Origin of the sequence: Longimicrobium sp. (assembly GCF_035474595.1) — a bacterium.
In the GTDB taxonomy this organism is placed as follows: Bacteria; Gemmatimonadota; Gemmatimonadetes; order Longimicrobiales; family Longimicrobiaceae; genus Longimicrobium.
Genome location: NZ_DATIND010000013.1, coordinates 1 through 17,793, shown reverse-complemented (window position 1 = coordinate 17,793; position 17,793 = coordinate 1). Strand labels below are relative to the sequence as shown.

At 74.2% G+C, this 17,793-nt stretch carries 9 protein-coding genes; all 9 read left to right on the top strand.

The genetic code is table 11. The features are described from left to right. Window positions 1–5: 5 nt before the first annotated feature. The 9 genes from VLK66_RS02465 to VLK66_RS02425 all read left to right on the top strand — a co-directional run bounded on the left by VLK66_RS02465 (window position 6) and on the right by VLK66_RS02425 (window position 17,249). The gene (locus VLK66_RS02465) at window positions 6–4,115 is read left to right on the top strand and encodes an amino acid adenylation domain-containing protein (protein WP_325307617.1); all 4,110 of its coding nucleotides are present in this window, start codon (window positions 6–8) and stop codon (window positions 4,113–4,115) included. Between the two features lie 62 nt (window positions 4,116–4,177). Next, on the top strand, window positions 4,178–5,179 hold the full coding sequence (locus VLK66_RS02460) for a hypothetical protein (protein WP_325307615.1): 1,002 nt from the start codon (window positions 4,178–4,180) through the stop codon (window positions 5,177–5,179). Next, window positions 5,176–6,234: a PLP-dependent cysteine synthase family protein gene (locus VLK66_RS02455; protein WP_325307613.1), complete on the top strand. Its 1,059-nt coding sequence runs from the start codon at window positions 5,176–5,178 to the stop codon at window positions 6,232–6,234. The genes VLK66_RS02460 and VLK66_RS02455 overlap by 4 nt, the downstream gene beginning before the upstream one ends. 506 nt (window positions 6,235–6,740) lie before the next feature. Beyond that, window positions 6,741–8,567 (top strand): ABC transporter ATP-binding protein, encoded by a 1,827-nt coding sequence (locus tag VLK66_RS02450; RefSeq protein ID WP_325307611.1) that lies wholly within the window; start codon window positions 6,741–6,743, stop codon window positions 8,565–8,567. Then, window positions 8,560–10,341 carry an ABC transporter ATP-binding protein gene (locus VLK66_RS02445; RefSeq protein ID WP_325307609.1) on the top strand — a complete coding sequence of 594 codons (1,782 nt, stop codon included), beginning with the start codon at window positions 8,560–8,562 and terminating at the stop codon, window positions 10,339–10,341. Before VLK66_RS02450 ends, VLK66_RS02445 begins: the two co-directional genes overlap by 8 nt. Before the next feature lie 38 nt (window positions 10,342–10,379). Next, window positions 10,380–11,645: a M20/M25/M40 family metallo-hydrolase gene (locus tag VLK66_RS02440; RefSeq protein ID WP_325307606.1), complete on the top strand. Its 1,266-nt coding sequence runs from the start codon at window positions 10,380–10,382 to the stop codon at window positions 11,643–11,645. Window positions 11,646–11,746: 101 nt separating this feature from the next. Beyond that, window positions 11,747–13,666 (top strand): RiPP maturation radical SAM C-methyltransferase, encoded by a 1,920-nt coding sequence (locus VLK66_RS02435; protein ID WP_325307604.1) that lies wholly within the window; start codon window positions 11,747–11,749, stop codon window positions 13,664–13,666. 16 nt (window positions 13,667–13,682) lie between these two features. Continuing rightward, the gene (locus VLK66_RS02430; RefSeq protein WP_325307602.1) at window positions 13,683–14,444 is read left to right on the top strand and encodes an SDR family oxidoreductase; all 762 of its coding nucleotides are present in this window, start codon (window positions 13,683–13,685) and stop codon (window positions 14,442–14,444) included. A gap of 378 nt (window positions 14,445–14,822) precedes the next feature. Then, window positions 14,823–17,249, top strand: coding sequence for an ABC transporter permease (locus VLK66_RS02425; RefSeq protein ID WP_325307599.1), 2,427 nt, complete (start codon window positions 14,823–14,825; stop codon window positions 17,247–17,249). Window positions 17,250–17,793: the final 544 nt, after the last annotated feature.

Sequence of the window (17,793 nt, the reverse complement as noted above, 5' to 3'; positions counted from 1 at the left end):
TCGAGGTGACCATCCAGGACGTGGAGCTCTCGCCCGCCAAGCGCGCGCTCCTGCAGGCACGCCTGTTCGGGCTGCATCGCGCCGCCGCCATCGTCCCCCGCCCGCGCGGGGGGCCGCTTCCCCTGTCGTCGGACCAGGAGCGCTTCTGGTTCCTGGACCGGCTGGGGCAGGGCGGCCCGGCGTACAACATCTCCGCGGCGCTGCGATTGACGGGCGGGGTGGACGAGGCGGCGCTGGAGCGCGCGCTGGGCGAGGTGGTGCGCCGCCACGAGCCGCTGCGCACGGTCTTCCGCGAGGCCGACGGCGTTCCCGTGCAGGTGGTGGCCCCCTTCGCCGGCTTCCGCCTGGCCGTGGACGACCTGTCCGCGCTCCCCGCGGCCGAGCGCGAGGCCGAGGTGCTGGCCCGCCACCGCGCGCTCTCCGGGCACCGCTTCGACCTGACCGCGGGGCCGCTCTTCCTGGCCCGGCTGCTGCGCGCGGGCGAGAAGGAGCACGTGCTTCTCCTCTGCATGCACCACATGGTCAGCGACGGGTGGAGCATGCGCGTGCTGTACCGCGAGCTGTGGACGCTGTACGACGCCTTCCGCGCCGGGCGCCCGTCGCCGCTCCCCGAGCTTCCCGTGCAGTACGCCGACTGGGCGCTGTGGCAGCGCGACGAGCCGCAGCGCCGGGCCGAGGCGCGCCACCTGGACTACTGGCGGCGGCAGCTGGCAGGCGCCCCCGAGCTGCTGGAGCTTCCCGCCGACCACCCGCGCCCGCCCACGCCCTCGCTGGGCGGCGGCACCGTGCCCGTGTTCGCGCCGCCCGCCGTGCTGGAGCGCCTGCGCGAGGTGGGGCGCGCCGAGGGCGCCACGCTGTTCATGGTGGTGCTGGCCGCCTTCAAGGTCCTGCTCGCGCGCTACAGCGGGAGCGAGGACGTGGTGGTGGGCACCCCGGTGGCCGGGCGCACGCGCGGCGAGGTGGAGGGGCTGATCGGGCTGTTCGTGAACGAGATCGTGCTGCGCACCGCGCTGAACGGCGACCCCACCTTCCGCGAGCTGGTGGGCCGGGTGCGCGAGACCGTGCTGGGCGCGCAGGAGCACCAGGAGGTGCCCTTCGACCGCGTGGTGTCGGAGCTCCGCCCGCAGCGCAGCCTGAGCCACGCCACCCTCTTCCAGGTGATCTTCCAGCTCGACAACGCCGGCGAGGGCCCCGCGGGTCGCGGGCTGGCGGTGGACGAGATCCACGTGGAGCGGGGAACCACCAAGGTGGACCTGACGCTGGGGCTGGACGCGCACGCGGGCGGGCTGACCGGGGCGCTGGACTACAGCACCGACCTGTTCGAGCGCGGCACCGCGCGGCGCATGGTGGAGCACCTGGAGCGGCTGCTGGAGCAGGTGGCCGCCGGCCCCGACCGCCGCATCTCGCGCCTGGCGCTCATCGGGCGCCCCGAGCGGGCGCGCGTGCTGGGGTGGAACCGCACCACCGCCCGGTACCCGGCCGACCGCTGCATCCACCAGCTCTTCGAGGCGCAGGCCGCCCGCACGCCCGACGCGGTCGCCGTCACCTTCGGCGACGAGCGGCTGACGTACCGCGAGCTGGACGGGCGTGCCAACCGCCTGGCGCATCACCTCGCCTCTCTCGGCGCCGGCCCCGAGGTGCGCGTGGGGCTGTGCCTGGAGCGCGGGCCCGAGCTGATGACCGCGATCTTCGGGGTGATGAAGGCGGGCGGTGCGTACGTGCCGCTGGACCCCGCCCATCCCGCCGAGCGGCAGCGCTACATGCTGGAGGATTCCGGCATCGCCGTGCTGCTCACGCAGGAGCGGCTCCGCGCCCGCGTCCCCGCGCTGGACGGCGTCCCCGTCGTCGCGGTGGACGCGGAGTGGGCGGCCATCGCCGCGGCGGGCGACGGTGCCCGCGCGCCGGAGACGGGGGTGACGTCGGAGAACCTGGCCTACGTCATCTACACCTCGGGAAGCACGGGGCGCCCCAAGGGCGTGGCCATGCACCACCGCGGGGTGTGCAACTACATCCACTGGGGCGTGCGCGCCTACGGGGCGGAGCAGGGCGATGGAGCGCCGGTCTTCACCTCCATGGCGGTGGACCTCACCGTCACCAACCTCCTCCCGCTCTTCGCCGGGCGGCCGGTGCACCTCCTTCCCGAGGATTCGCCGGTCGAGGCGCTCGCGCGCACGCTGCGGGCGCGGCCGGGGTTCGGGCTGATCAAGATCACCCCCATCCACCTGGGGCTGCTGAACACCATGATCGCCCCGGAAGACGCGCCGGGGGCCGCGCACACCCTGGTCGTGGGCGCCGACTTCCTTTCCGCCGAGCCCACGCTCTTCTGGCAGGAGCACGCGCCGGGGGTGCGGCTGATGAACGAGTACGGCCCTACCGAAACGGTGGTGGGCTGCTCGGCCTACGTCCTCCCGCAGGGGAAGCACCGCGACGGCCCGGTTCCCGTGGGGCGCGCGATCCAGAACCTGACCTTCTACGTGCTGGACCGGTGGATGGAGCCCGTCCCGGTCGGCCTTCCCGGCGAGCTGTACATCGGCGGCGCGGGGGTGGCGCGCGGGTACCTGGGGCGCCCCGGCCTTTCCGCCGAGAAGTTCGTCCCCGACCCCTTCGCCGGGGCCGGCGCGCGGATGTACCGCACCGGCGACCGGGCGCGCTGGCAGGCCGACGGCAACCTCCTGATCCTGGGCCGCACCGACAACCAGGTGAAGCTGCGCGGCTACCGCGTGGAGCTGGGCGAGGTCGAGGCGGTGCTGCGCCGCCGCCCCGGCGTGCGCGACTGCATGGTGGCCGTGCGCGAGGATCGCCCCGGCGACCGGCGGCTGGCCGCGTACGTCGTGGCCGACGCGGGCGCGGTGGACGCGGCGGAGCTTCGCGACGCGCTCCGCCGCACCCTTCCCGAGTACATGGTGCCGGACGCCTTCGTCGTTCTCGACGCGTTCCCGCAGACGCCCACGGGCAAGATCGACCGCAAGGCGCTCCCCGCGCCCGGCTGGGCGCACTCCGCCGGCGAGGACGACGAGCCGCGCGACTTCGTGGAGGCGCAGCTGATCCAGGTGTGGGAGGAGCTGCTGGGGGTGGAGGTGGGCGCCACGCAGAACTTCTTCGACCTGGGCGGCAACTCGCTCCTGGCGCTGCGCCTGTTCGCGCAGGTGAACCGGCGGATGCGGTGCGACCTTCCCGTCGCCACCCTCTTCGCCGGGGCCACGGTGCGGCGGATGGCCGCGGCGATCCAGGAGCAGCGGAAGGACGATGCATCGCCCCCCTCGCCCGTCGTGGCCCTGCAGCCGAACGGCGCGCTGCCGCCGCTCTTCTGCGTCCACCCGGCCGACCGGAACGTGATGGCGTACCTGGGCCTGGTGCGCCACCTGGGCGCCGACCAGCCGGTGTACGGCCTCCGCGACCTGGGCGACGACCTGTCCCGCCCCCTGGCGCAGATCGCCGCGGAACACGTGGCCGCCGTCCGCGCGGTGCAGCCCGCCGGGCCGTACCACCTGGCCGGATGGTCGTTCGGCGGCTTCCTGGCCTACGAGATGGCGGTGCAGCTCCGCCGGGCGGGCGAAGAGGTGGCCTTCGTGGGGCTGCTGGACACCCGCGCCCCCCGCTTCGCCGTCACCCGCGCGGCGGCGGACCGCGACCTGGTCGCCGCGCTGGCCGGCGACGTGGCCGCGCAGATGCGGCGCCCCTTCACCCTCGCCCCCGGCGCGCTGGAGGGGCTGGGGCTGGAGGAGATGCTGCGCGTCGCCGCGGACCAGCTGCGGGCGCAGGAGGCCGCCCCGGCGGGGTTCGACGCCGCCGCGCTCGGCGAGCAGTGCCACACCATCCGCGCCCGCGTTCACAGTCGCGCCGGGTACGCCGCCGCGCCGTTCGACGGCACCCTCACCCTCTTCCGCGCCGACACCCCGGCGCCGGACCTGGAAGACGTGTTCGCCGGCGAGGGCGACGAGGTGCGGCGCACCCTGGGGTGGAGCCTGCTGGCGGCCGGGATCCGGGTGCACCCGGTCCCCGGCGCGCACGTGACCATCGGCACCGAGCCGCACGTCCGCGTTCTCGCGCGGCGCATGCGCGAGGCGCTGGCCCACGCCCGCGCGCTCCCGGGCGCCGCGGAGGAAAACCGATGAGCGCCCGCGCCCCCTTTGGCGCCGGCCGCGCGACCACACGCCCCACCTTCGCGAGGGCAGCCGTGGCTCCACCCGTATCCGTGCTCGACCGACCCGCCGCCGCCGAGCGCGCGCGGTTCGCGCCCGCCACCGCGCTCTTCGCGCCCCCGGCGCCGCACCGCCGCTCGGGCGCCGGCGAGGTGCACGCGCACCACGGCGAGATCGTGCAGGGCGCCTTCTACTCGGCCGACGGCACGCTGGAGCAGGCGCTGGTCACGCTCCCCTGCTCGCTGTACCGCTCCCGCGCCCGCTTCCGCCCGCTGCGCTCGGGGCCGCTGACCGTGGAGCCCGCCGGGTGCACCAAGGCCCGCGACGCCGCCCGCCTCACCCTCGAGGTGCTGGGGCGGCCGGGGTGGGGCGGGTCCATCCGCATCGACAGCAACGTTCCCGTCAGCTGGGGATGCGGCTCGTCCACCACCGACGTGCTGGCCACCATCCGCGCCGTGGCCGACGCCTTCGACGCCGAGCTCCCCCCGGAGTGGGCCGCGCGCCTGGCCGTGGCCTCGGAGGTCGCGTCGGACTCGCTGATGTACGCCCCCGACCGCGCCGTGCTCTTCGCGCAGCGCCGCGGCAGCGTGCTGCAGGACCTGGGCGGGCCGCTCCCGGCGGTGCACGTCCTGGGCTTCAACACCGAGGTGGACCGCGGGGTGGAAACGCTCTCGCTTCCCCCCTGCCGCTACTCGGGGTGGGAGGTCGAGGCCTTCGGGCCCATCCTGGGGCTCCTGCGCCGCGCGGTGCAGGAGCAGGATCCCCGGCTGCTGGGGCGCGTGGCCTCGGCCAGCACCGCCATCAACCAGCGCCACCGCCCCAAGCGCCACATGACCGAGATCACCGCCCTGGCGCGGGAGACCGGCGCGGCGGGGGTGCAGGTGGCGCACAGCGGCACCGTGGCCGGGCTCCTCTTCGAGCCCGGGCGCGAGGCCGCCGAACGCATGCACCACGCACGCACCCGGCTGCAGCGGCTGGGGCTCGTCCGCACCTGGCACTTCGCCACCCAGCCGAACCAACCGGAGGTACTCTCGTGAGCGGTCCCGCGATCAACGCCAGTTCCGTGGACGCCATGGCGCTCCCGCGCCTGGTGTGGCTGCGCCCCAACCTGGTGGGGCTCGCCTTTCCCCTGCTGAAGCTCCTTCCCGCGCGCTACATCATCCGCAAGGCGCGCGAAGAGGGCGAGCTTCCTCCCGGCGGCGCCATCGCCGAGACCAGCTCCGGCACCTTCGGGCTGTCGCTGGCCATGGTGGCGCGGCTGCACGGCCATCCGCTCACGCTGGTGAGCGACGCCTCGCTCGAGCCCGCGCTCCGCCGCCGCCTGGCCGACCTGGGCGCCGACGTGCACGTGCTGCGCGACGCGGGGCCGTCGGGGGCCTTCCAGAAGGCGCGGCTCGAGTACCTCGACCGCTTCCTGGACGAGCACCCCGGCACCTTCTGCCCGCGCCAGTACAGCAATCCCCGCAACCCGGCGTCGTTCGCCCCGGCGGCCGAGCTGCTGGCGCACGCCGCCGGCGCGGTGGACTGCCTGGTGGGCCCCGTGGGCTCCGGCGGCTCGTCGTGCGGCATCGCCTCGTACCTGCGCCTCCTCTTCCCGGAGATGCTGCTCGCGGGCGTCGACGCGCACCGCAGCGTGCTCTTCGGCCAGTCCGACGCCCGGCGCACGCTGAAGGGGATGGGGAACAGCCTGGTTCCGCCCAACGTGGACCACACCGCCTTCGACCTGGTGCACTGGGTGGGCGCGGCCGAGGCCTTCCGCGCCACCCGCGAGCTGCACCGCCAGCACGCGCTGTTCATGGGGCCCACCAGCGGCGCCGCCTACCTGGCCGCCGACTGGTTCGCCCGCCGCAACCCCGACCTGCTGACCGCGGTGATCCTCCCCGACGAGGGCTACCGCTACGAGAACACCGTCTACGACGACGAGTGGCTGGCCGAGCGCGGCCTGGCCCTCGACGCGCTCCCCCGCGATCCGGTGGAGTGGGACCACCCGCACGACGGCGACGACGCGTGGGCCTTCTACCGCTGGGGCCGCCGCACCTACGCCGAGGTCACCGGCGCCCCCGCCGAGCCGCTGGAGCTGGCGTCGCTGTGATGGCTGGCGGCCCGCGGTGGCGATCGGGAGATGCGAAGGCGATGCAGGGGACATGCGGGCGATGTGGGGGCGATGCGGGGCCGGTCCGGGGCGATCCGGGAGGCGATCGATGGACCTCGTCCTCCACGGGACGTCATCCCGAGGCCGGCCACGACGAAGCCGGATCTCGGGGGATGACGGCAGGCCGAAGGATCGGTGGCCCGCCGCCTCACGCCGGCAGCGGACACGCACGACCCGTTGGACTGATGGGATTCGGTGGATGGGGCCCGCCTCCCCATGACGGGAGGGCGAAGCGTGGGACCGGAATCACCCGCGCCCCCCGCGGACGTCATCCTGAGGCCGGCCCCGACCAAGCCGGACCTCGGGGGATGACGGCAGGCCGAAGGATCTGTGGCCCGCCCCCGCACGTCAGCCGTAGAAACGCACGACCGATCGATCGAGTGAAGGTGATGGGAGATGGACCGCCGGGCAGCCTCGCCCGGCCGGAACCCTGAAGAGGTGCCAAGGTGAGTAGAACGAGCATGCAGCTGGCCCGCTGGCGCGCCCTCCTGGGGCTGCTCTGGAGCGCCGGGCGATGGCGGGCGGTGCGCTTCGGGGTGGGAACGCTGCTGGTCGGCGCCCTCCCCACGGCGGTCATCGTGCTGACCGGCGCGCTGGTGGACGCCATCCCCGGCGCGGTGCGCCACGGGCTGGGCGCGCCGGGCGGGCACCCCGCCCTCCTGGCGCTGGCCGGGCTGGCCCTGGCGCTGGCGCTGGCCTCGGCGGGCGGCAACTGGCTGCACCAGCAGGGGCTGGTGCTGAACGCCGCGTACGCGCTGGAGGTGCACTCCACCGTCGCCCGCGTGAACCTGGGCACTCCCGGGGTGGCCCCGCTCGAGGACCCCGCGCTCCGCGACGAGCTGGAGGCGGTGCACGAGGCCGAGCGGCGCGGCGTGCTGCGGATGACGGCCTCGGAGCTGTCGTACGTGGCGCTCCAGCGCATCCGCGGCTTCGGCGCCTTCGCGGTGCTGCTGGGCTTCCGCTGGTGGGCGCCCCTTCTCCTGGCCGCCGCCTGGTACCTGACCAACCGGGCGTACATGAAGAAGACCGAGAAGGGGATGACCGTGCAGGACGGCGCCCCCGGAGTGCGCCGCGCCGGCTACCTGCGCTCGCTGGCCCTGGACCCCTCGGCCGCCAAGGAGATCCGCGTCTTCGGGCTGGGCGCGTGGGCGGTGGGGCGGTATGGCGACGCGATGCTGGAGGCGCTCGGCGAGCTCTGGGCCAGCCGCGGCGCGGCGCGCGGATGGAGCGCCGCCGCGACCGTCATGCTGGTCGTCTCCCACGCCGCCGTCCTGGGCGCGCTCGGCGCTTCCGCGGCCGCCGGCACCCTGGGCGTGGCCGGGCTGCTGGTGTTCGTGCAGGCGGTGATCGCCACCAGCGACCTGGGGCTGGTGGGCGACTCGCAGTGGTGGCTGGCCGAGTCGCTGGTCGTCGCCGGAAAGGTCTCGGCGCTGCGCCGCCGCGCCGCCGCCTGGCTGCTGGATGGTGGGCCCGAGCCGCCGCGCGCGGCCGGGCGCGGCAAGGTGGCCGTGCGGCTCGACGGCGTGCGCTTCACCTACCGCGGCCGCCCGGCGCCCGTGCTCGACGGCCTCACCCTCGACATCCCCGCCGGCCAGTCGCTGGCCGTGGTGGGCGAGAACGGGGCGGGGAAGAGCACCCTCATCAAGCTCCTCTGCGGGCTGTACGAGCCCGACGCGGGGCGCATCACGCTGGACGGCGGGGCCACCCCGCTCGAGGCCCGCGGCCGCGTCGGCGTCATCTTCCAGGACTTCGTCCGCTACCCGCTGGCGCTGCGCGAGAACGTGGGCTTCGGCCATCTCCCCCTGCTGCACGACGACGCCGCGCTCACCGGCGCGCTGCACGACGCGGGCGGCGCCGGGCTGCTGGGCGACCTTCCCGCCGGGCTCGACACCGTGCTCACCCGCGAGGGCGAGGGCGGGGCCGACCTGTCCGGCGGGCAGTGGCAGCGCGTGGCACTGGCCCGCGCGCTCACCGCCATCCGCGGCGGCGCGGGGCTGCTGATCCTGGATGAGCCCACCGCCGCCCTCGACGTCCGCGCCGAGACCGAGCTGTTCGAGCGCTTCCTGGAGCTCACCCGCGGCGTCACCACCATCCTGGTCTCGCACCGCCTTTCCAGCGTCCGCCACGCCGACCGCATCGTGGTGGTCGACGGCGGGCGGGTGGTGGAGGACGGCACCCACGACCAGCTGATGCGCTCCGGCGGCCGCTACGCCGAGATGTTCTCGCTGCAGGCCAACCGCTTCTCCCCCAAGCTGGAGGTGGCCGATGCGTGAGCAATGGCGCGCCCTGGTCTTCCTGGTCGGCACCGCCTGGAAGACCGCCCGCTGGCGCTCGCTGGGGCTCCTGCTGGAGCCCGTGGGAGCCCTGCGCTTCCCCCTCTTCGCCTGGTTCCTCCGGCTCATGGCCGACGGCGCGGTGCGGCACGACGGCCGCCTGCTGCTGCTGGCCGGCGCCGGCATCGCCGCCACCCGCGTGCTCTGGTTCGCGGGGCTCTGGTACGGCAGCATGCTGCGCATCCGCCTGACCGAAGAGGTGGGGCTGGCCATCGACCGCGAGGTCACCACCCTGGTCTCCGCGCTCCCGGGGCTGGAGCACCACGAGCGGCCCGACTACCAGGACCGGCTGGAGCTGCTGCGGCAGAACCAGGGCGTCCTGGGGCGCTCGCTGAACACCCTCATCCGCGCCGCCAACTTCACCGTGGGCGGGGTGGCCACGGTGGTGGCGCTGGCGCTGGTCAGCCCCTGGCTCCTCCTCCTCATCCCCTTCGCCCTTCCCGCCCTTCCCGTGGCCGCCGCCCAGCAGCGCGCCTTCGGCCAGGCGGAAGAGCGCTTCGCCGGGCCCGCCCGCCGCGCCCGCCAGCTGCAGGCGCTCACCGCCGACCGCAACGCGGGGATGGAGATGCGCGTGTTCGGGCTGCAGCGCGAGCTCCTGGGGCGCTTCCGCCGGGCGTGGGAGGGCTCGCGCGCCATCCTCCTGGCCGTGGAGCGGCGGATCGCCCTGCAGGACAGCGCGGTCGACGTGCTGTTCGTGGCCGGCTTCGCGGGCGCCGTGGCCCTCATGCTGTGGCGCGCCAGCCGCGGCCTGGCCACGGTGGGCGAGGTGGTGATGGCCGTGTACCTCTGCCAGCAGGTGCGCACCGGCGTGCTGGACCCCATCCGCAGCGTGGCCGGCGTGGGCGAGTCGCTGCGCGCCGCCGGGCGCGTGCTCTGGCTGCGCGACTACGCCCAGGAGCAGGACCGGGCGCGCCCCGCCGCGCGCCCCGCCCCGGCGCGGCTGCGCGAGGGGATCGTCTTCGAGAACGTTTCCTTCCGCTACCCCGGCACCGACCGCTGGGCGCTGCGCGACGTGTCGCTCACCATCCCCGCCGGCGCCGTCATCGCCCTCGTCGGCGAGAACGGGGCGGGAAAGACCACGCTGGTGAAGCTGCTGGCGGGGATGTACGAGCCCACCTCGGGGCGGATCCTGGTCGACGGCGCCGACCTGGCCGGGATCGACCCCCGGCGGTGGCGCGAGCGGCTTTCCGCCGCCTTCCAGGACTTCGTGCGCTTCGAGCTTCCCGCGCAGCAGGCCGTGGGCGTGGGCGACCTCCCCCGCATTTCCGACCGCGCCGCGGTGGAGGCGGCGCTGGAGAGCGCCGGGGCGGCCGGCGTGCTGCCGAACCTCCCGGACGGGCTGGAGACGCAGCTGGGGGCCAGGTGGGAGGGCGGCGTGGACCTTTCCACCGGGCAGTGGCAGAAGCTGGCGCTGGGGCGCGCGCTGATGCGCCGCGAGCCGCTGGTGGTGTTCTTCGACGAGCCCACCGCCAGTCTCGACGCGCTGGCCGAGCACGCCCTGTTCGAGCGCTACACCCGCGAGGCGCGCTCCGGCTCCGCGCGCGGCGCGGTCACCGTGCTGGTCTCGCACCGCTTCTCCACCGTGCGCTCCGCCGACCTGATCCTGGTGATCGACGGCGGGCGCGTAACCGAGCTGGGCGCGCACGACGAGCTCCTCTTGCGCGAGGGGCTGTACGCCGAGCTGTACCTTCTCCAGGCGCGCTCGTATGCCTGACCGCCGGACATCCGCCTGCACCCGGGAGGGGAAGCCCCATGGCACGTGACCTTTCCTTCCGGCGCGCGATGGAGTTCGCCGCCGACCTCATCCGCATCCCCTCGCTCTCGGGCGGCGAGGAGGCGGTGGCGCTGCGCATCCTCGATGAGCTGCACGCGGTGGGCTTCGACGAGGCCGCCATCGACCGCGCGGGCAACGTCGTGGGCCGCATCGCCGGCACCGGGCACGCACCCGCGGTCGCCCTGTCCTCGCACATGGACGTGGTCGACGTGGGCGACCCCGGCGCGTGGGAGCACGACCCGTACGCCGGTGTCCTGGCCGGCGGCTTCCTGCACGGCCGCGGGGCCATGGACGTGAAGGGCCCGCTGGCCATCCAGGTGTACGCCGCCGCCCGCTTCGTGGCCGAGCGCCCCGCCGGCGACCTGGTCACCCTCTTCTCCGTGTACGAGGAGAAGGGGGGATGGGGGATGATGCACATGATGGACACCCTGGGCGTGCGCCCGGGCGCCGTCATCCTCAGCGAGGCCACGGGGGGCGACCTGTGCACCGGCCACCGCGGCCACGCCGAGCTGGCGGTGGAGATCCACGGGGTGGCCGCGCACGCCAGCGCGCCGGAGCGGGGCCGCAACCCCAACGATCTCCTCCCCCACGTGCTGCTGGCGCTCGGCGAGCTGTCCGCGGCGCAGCCGCGCCACCCGGTGCTGGGGGCGGCCACGCTCACGCCCACGGTGGTGGAGTGCTGGCCCAAGAGCGGGAACGTGATCCCCGACCGCGTCCGCGTGACGCTGGACATGCGCGTGCTTCCGGGGTGGAGCGAGTGCGCCGCCGTCGCCGAGCTGCGCGCGCTCCTGGCGGCCCGCGTGCCGGCCGGCGAGGGCGTGCGCGTGGAGGTGCTCCCCGGCCGCGCCACCCACCGCGCCTGGACCGGGTGGGAGGACGAGCACAGCAACTTCACCCCCGGCTTCCTGGTGCCCGACGAGCACCCCGTGGTCCAGGCCGCGGCGGGCGCCGTGCTGGCCGCCACCGGCCGCGCGCCCCGCATCCGCCAGTGGAAGTTCGGCACCGACGGCGGGCACTCGTGCGGCACCCACGGCGTTCCCACGCTGGGCTACGCGCCCGGCGACGAGGCGCTGGCGCACACCAACCGCGAGCGGCTGGAGTTGGCCCAGGCGCGCACCGTGTTCGGCGCCTATCCCGCGCTGATCCGCGCGGTGCAGTCCACGCTCGCCGCCGCCCGGGGCATTCCCGTGCAGGGGCTGGCCGTGGCGCGCGGCTCCCCCCTGTCCGCCGCCGCGGGGGGCTGACGCCCGCCCCCCTGAGCCCGAACCGTTCGAACCCCGACGACGCTCCCCGCGGCCGTGCCCGGCGCGAGGACCTCCCATCCGACCCGAAGGAGTGGACCGAGATGTACCGCATTGCACTGGTGAACATGCCGCTGGCCAACCTGGCCATGCCCTCGCTGGCCCTCACCCAGCTCCAGGCCGTGGTCGGCAAGGCGTTCGGCGAGCGCGTCTCGGCCGAGCTCCACTACCTGAACCAGGACTTCGCCCTGCACGTGGGGCTCCCGTTCCACGACGAGCTGATGTCGTTCGCCCACCACCCCGCGGGGCTGGGCGACTGGTTCTTCCGCGCCGCCGCCTTCCCGGGCGAGCCCGACAATGCCGACGAGTACTTCCAGCGCTACTATCCCCCGCACGCGCCGCAGAACCGCGCGCTGCGCGAGCTGGTGATGGAGAAGCGCGCCGGCGTGGTGGCGCACTTCCACGACATGATCGACCGCTACGCGCTGGACACGGCCGACGTGGTGGGCTTCACCTCCATGTTCTCGCAGAACGTGGCCTGCCTGGCCATGGCGCGCCTGCTGAAGGAGCGCAACCCCGGCGCCGTCATCCTGGTCGGCGGCGCCAACTGCGAGTCGGTCATGGGCCGCGAGCTCATCGACCGCGCGCCCATGGTCGACTTCGTCTTCTCCGGCCCCTCGCTGCGCAGCTTCCCCGAGCTGGTGCGCTGCCTGATGGAGGGCGACCACGAAGGGTGCCACCGCATCGACGGCGTCTTCTCGCGGCGCAACCGCGTGCAGGCCGCCGGGTGCGGCTCCGTGGCCGCCGGGGACCAGGGCGACGTGCCCACGGTGCGCGCCTTCGGCGAGGAGAACGACGTCAACGAGCTGCTCGGCTTCGCCTACGAGCCCTTCCTGGACCGCTACGAGGCCAACTTCCCCGACCGCGTGCGTCCCGTCCTCCTCTTCGAGACCTCGCGCGGCTGCTGGTGGGGCGAGCGGGCGCACTGCACCTTCTGCGGGCTGAACGGCTCCACCATCAACTACCGCTCCATGCGGACCGAGAACGCCTTCACCCTGCTGAACGGCCTGTTCCAGCACGCCGACCGCGTCAGCGAGCTGCAGAGCGTCGACAACATCCTCCCCAAGAGCTACCTCACCGACGTCCTCCCCTACCTCGACACCCCCGAGGGGATGGCCATGTTCTACGAGGTGAAGGCCGACCTGGGCGAGGACGACTTCCGCGTGCTGGCCAAGGCGCGGGTGCTGCGCATCCAGCCGGGGATCGAGGCGCTGAACACCTCCACGCTGAAGCTGATGCGGAAGGGGACCTCGGTCTTCCAGAACCTGAGCTTCCTGATCAACGCCGTGCGCTACGGTATCGAGCCCGCCTGGAACATGCTCATCGGCTTCCCCGGCGAGGAGATCGACGTGTACGAGAAGTACCTGCGCGAGCTGCCGCTGCTCACGCACTTCTTCCCCCCGTCGGGCGTCTTCCCCATCCGCTTCGACCGCTTCAGCCCGTACTACGAAGAGGCCGACGCCTACGGGCTGGACCTGCAGCCGCTGGACTGGTACGCGCTGACCTATCCCTGGCCGGCCGAGGCGCTGGCCAACCTGGCCTACTACTTCGCCGACCAGAACTACCTGGCCCCGTACGCCATGAACGCGGCGCGCATGGTCAGCAAGCTCCGCGAAAAGGTGGAGCGCTGGAAGGAGCTGTGGAAGCACGCGCAGAAGCCCGAGCTGCGCGTGGACGAGCGCGGCGGCCAGTCGTACGTCTTCGACTCGCGCTCCGGCGCCCCGGTCGAGTACGCCATCCCCGCCTCCACCCGGCGCGTGCTCGACGCGTTCGCCACGGCCAAGAAGCCGGTGAACGTCGCCCGCGAGCTGCCGGGGGTGAACGTCGACGCCGAGATCGCCACGCTGGTCGAGCGCGGGCTCCTCTTCCACGAGAACGAGCGCTACATCAGCCTGGTCGTCGCCCCCGTGCAGCCCGTGTCCATCCCGCTGGTGCGGACGGACTTCGCGCTGGCCGCCGCGTAGCCGGGAGACTGACGGAATGCGACTGGACGAAGCCCGCGCGCTGGTCACCGGTGCCGCCAGCGGGCTGGGGTACCGCTTCGCGCTGGAGCTGGCGCGCGCCGGCGCCGCGGTGGCCGCGGTCGACGTGAACGGCGAAGGGCTGCGCGCCCTGGCCGCCGAGGCCGCGGGGCTCCCCGGCCGCGTGGAGACCTTCGTGGGCGACGTGGCCGACGAGCCCGCGGTCCGCGCCTTCGTGCGCGACGCGGCCGAGCGGCTGGGCGGCCTGAACGTGCTGGTGAACAACGCCGCCGTGCTTCTCGACGGGCTGCTGGTCACCGAGGAGGACGGGTGGGTCCGCCGCCTTCCCACCGCCCAGTGGCGCAAGGTGCTCGACGTGAACCTCACCGGGCAGTTCCTGGTGGCGCGCGAGGTGGCGGCCGAGATGCTGGAGCGCCGCGAGGCCGAGGGGGTGATCGTGAACCTGTCGTCGCTGGCCCGCGCCGGGAACGTGGGCCAGTCCGGCTACGGCGCCTCCAAGGCCGCGCTCGACTCGGCCACCCGCACCTGGGCGCTGGAGCTGGCGCGCTACGGCATCCGCGTGGCGGCCATCGCCCCCGGCGTCATCCGCACCCCCATCCTGGATCACATCTCCCCCGAGGCGCAGCAGGCGCTGCTGGCGGCGATCCCGGTGGGGCGCTTCGGCGACCCGAACGAGGTGTGGCTGGCGCTCCGCTTCATCCTCGAGTGCGGCTTCTTCACCGGCCGCCTCCTCGAGGTCGACGGCGGCGCGCAGATGTAGGGTGGATGGAGGTGTCGGCGGCGCGCAGATGCAGGAGTGGGATGGAGATGCAGGGCGGAGATCGGAATGGATCCCGGGCGGGGCGCGAAGACGCGGCCTGATGCCGATCAGTCGGGCGAGCGAGTGTTGCCCACCGATCTCCCCCAGACGTCATCCTGAGGCCGGCCACACCGTAAGCGGCTGCCGCACGGGACGTTGCAGGCCGAAGGATCTATGGCCCGTCCAGCACGTCCGCCCGAGGAAGCACACCCGAGCCTCCCTCCGAATTCGGCAGGAGATCGGGAGATCGAGGACCGAGAGATGGAAACGCGCCGGGCACGCCGCGGGGAGACACCGAATCCCCCCGGCTCCCGGCCCAGAGCACCGGGAAGTACCGTGATGGAAGGCATGCTCCAGGACATCCGCTTCGCGCTGCGCACCTTTCGCCGCGCGCCGGGCTTCGCGCTGGTCGCGGTGCTCACCCTGGCGCTGGGGATCGGCATCAACACCGCCATCTTCAGCGTGGTCAACGGCGTGCTCCTGCGCCCGCTCCCGTACCGCGACCCCGGCGCCCTGGTGCGCCTGTACCACGTCCACGCCGAGAAGGCGCCGCAGGGCGGGCCCTTCTCGCCGCAGGACTTCGACGACCTGAAGGCCGGGGCGCGCGGCTTCCGGTCGCTGGCCTCCTACTGGTTCGTTCCCGGCGAGTCCGGGCTGAACCTCACCGGCGACGGCCGCGAGCCGCGCCGCGTGCAGGGCGCGTTCGTCTCCCCCGAGTTCTTCCCGCTCCTGGGCGTCTCGGCCGCGCGCGGCCGCACCCTGCGCGCCGACGAGAACGTCCCCGGGGCCGACCGGGTGGCCGTGCTCAGCGACGCCTTCTGGCGCAGCCGCTTCAACGCCGACCCGTCGGCCGTCGGCCGCACGGTCACCCTCGACGGCAAGCCCTTCACCGTGGTGGGGGTGATGCCGCCGCGCTTCGCCTTCCCCGCGCGCGAGGCCGAGGTGTGGGTCCCCGTCTCGCTCATCGGCGACAACGAGATCCCGCACGAGCGCGGCCTCCGCTGGCTCGACGTCGTCGGCCGCCTGGGCCCCGGCACCGCGCCCGAAGCGGCGCTCGCCTCCGCCAGCGCCGTGCTGGGCCAGCTGGCCGGCGACCACGCCGACAGCAACGAGGGATGGACCCGCGCGCGCATGGAAACGCTGCGCGACTCGCTCGTCGGCCCCGTGCGCCCCGCGCTGCTGGTGCTGATGGCCACCGTGGTGATGGTGCTCCTGGTCGCCTGCGCCAACCTGGCCAACCTCCTCCTGGCCCGCGCCTCGGCCCGCGAGCGCGAGATCGCCATCCGCACCGCCCTGGGCGCGGGGCGCCACCGCCTCGTCCGGCAGATGCTCACCGAAAGCCTGGTGCTGGCGCTGCTGGGCGGCGCGGCCGGCGTGGTGCTGGCCGCGTTCGGCGTGCGCGCGCTCCTGGCGCTCAGCGCCGGCACCCTCCCGCGCCCCGGCGAGGTGGGGCTCGACGCCGGCGTCGTCCTCTTCGCCCTCCTGCTGTCGGTGGTCACGGCGGTGCTCTTCGGGCTGGTCCCCGCCGTCCGCACCGCGCGCGGCGCCACCGCCGAGGTCCTGCGCGACGGCGGCCGCGGCGGCAGCGAGCGCCGCGGCGGCCGCACCCGCGCCGCGCTGGTGCTGGGCGAGACCGCCGCCGCCATGGTGCTGCTGGTGGGCGCCGGGCTCCTCATCAACTCGTTCTGGCGGCTGGTCAGCGTGGACCCCGGCTTCCGCCCCGACCACGTGCTGGTCGCGTCGTTCGACATCCCCCCCGGCTACGACACGCCGGAGAAGATGAACGCCTACCGCGCCGAGCTGCTCCGGCGCGTCGGCGAGATCCGCGGCGTCACGGCGGTGGGCGCGGCCAAGACCCAGCCCCTGCGCGGCCACGGCGAACGCATGCAGTTCACCCTCCCCGGCCGCACCGGCGGCGACGCGGTGCTGCGCCCCGCGTCGGGCACCTACATCGTCAGCGCCGGCTACTTCGCCGCGCTGGGGATCCCCGTGCAGCGCGGCCGCGTCTTCGAGGCTCGCGACGACGCCCCCGACGCGCCCCCGGTGCTGGTCGTGAACCAGTCGGCCGCGCGGCGCTACTGGCCCGGCGCCGACCCCGTGGGTCAGACGGTCCTGCTCGGCGACGCCCCCTTCACCGTGGTCGGCGTCGTGGGCGACGTGCGCAACGAGGGGCTGGCGTCGGCCACCGGGCCGGCCGCGTACCTTCCCTTCAGCGTGGCGCCGCGCCCGGCCACCCGCCTGTTCGTCCGCGCCTCGGGCGACCCCGCGGCGCTCGCCCCGGCGGTCCGCGACGCCATCCACTCCGCCGACCCGCTGCAGCCCATCGCCGACATCCGCACCCTCCGCGGCGCCATGGCCGACACGGTGGCGCAGCCGCGCTTCTTCACCCTGCTCCTGGGCGTCTTCGGCGGGCTGGCCATGTTCCTGGCCGCGCTCGGCCTCTACGGCGTGGTCGCCTACTCCGTCACCCGCCGCACGGTGGAGATCGGCATCCGCATGGCCTTGGGCGCCCGCGCCCGCGACGTGGTGCTGATGGTGGTGCGCCGCGCGATGGGACCGGCGCTGGGCGGCATCGTCGCCGGCACCGCGGCGGCCGTCCTGCTGGCGCGGTTCCTCGCCTCCATGCTCTTCGAGGTGCGCCCCGGCGACCCGGCCACCTTCGTGGCGGCGGCGGCCCTGCTCGCCGCGATCGCGCTCCTGGCCAGCTGGCTCCCCGCCCGCCGGGCCTCCCGCGTCGACCCCATGCGCGCTCTCCGCGCCGAGTAACACCGGGCCGTCCGGGGAGATGGGCCTCCGCGCCCGATCTCCCCGACATCCGGAAGGGCGGGCATACCGCCACTCCTTCCGACGAGCCCTCCGGATCGACTTCGGGGGGCTCGTCTCGTCTTTATATATCGCGCGGTGCCCGGCGATCGCCGGACGGCGGCGATCGAGAAACGCCCCGTTGACGCCGAAGCGGATTTCGTGTATCATTGGCGCCCCGCTGGAAACCCGAGGGAAACCGGCCCCCGCGAGGGGGTTGACGGGGCTTTGCCGGGCTGATATCCTTTAGGGCTGTCGCCCGAACGGCGGCGGGCGATCGAGGGGCAGCAAAAACGTTCGAATCGCCTCTTGACCGCAGGTTGTAAGTGGTTTAGCTTGAGAGAGTTAACCGAAGGCAGGGCAGGGTGGAAGTCGCAAAAGAAGAGGCTTCCGAGGGGTTGACGGTCGGGCCGGTCAGGGTTAGATTGAAAGGCTTGCTCGAAGGAGCGGGCAGACGCGACGGGCCGGGTGAAACCGGGCGGTTGCCATGAAGGCGGTCCAGAGGCCG

Excerpts from the sequence above, each read along its gene's own strand:
- VLK66_RS02445 (WP_325307609.1), top strand. The coding sequence starts at position 8,560 with ATGCGTGAGCAATGGCGCGCCCTGGTCTTCCTGGTCGGCACCGCCTGG.
- VLK66_RS02440 (WP_325307606.1), top strand. The coding sequence starts at position 10,380 with ATGGCACGTGACCTTTCCTTCCGGCGCGCGATGGAGTTCGCCGCCGAC.
- VLK66_RS02435 (WP_325307604.1), top strand. The coding sequence starts at position 11,747 with ATGTACCGCATTGCACTGGTGAACATGCCGCTGGCCAACCTGGCCATG.
- VLK66_RS02430 (WP_325307602.1), top strand. The coding sequence starts at position 13,683 with ATGCGACTGGACGAAGCCCGCGCGCTGGTCACCGGTGCCGCCAGCGGG.
- VLK66_RS02425 (WP_325307599.1), top strand. The coding sequence starts at position 14,823 with ATGGAAGGCATGCTCCAGGACATCCGCTTCGCGCTGCGCACCTTTCGC.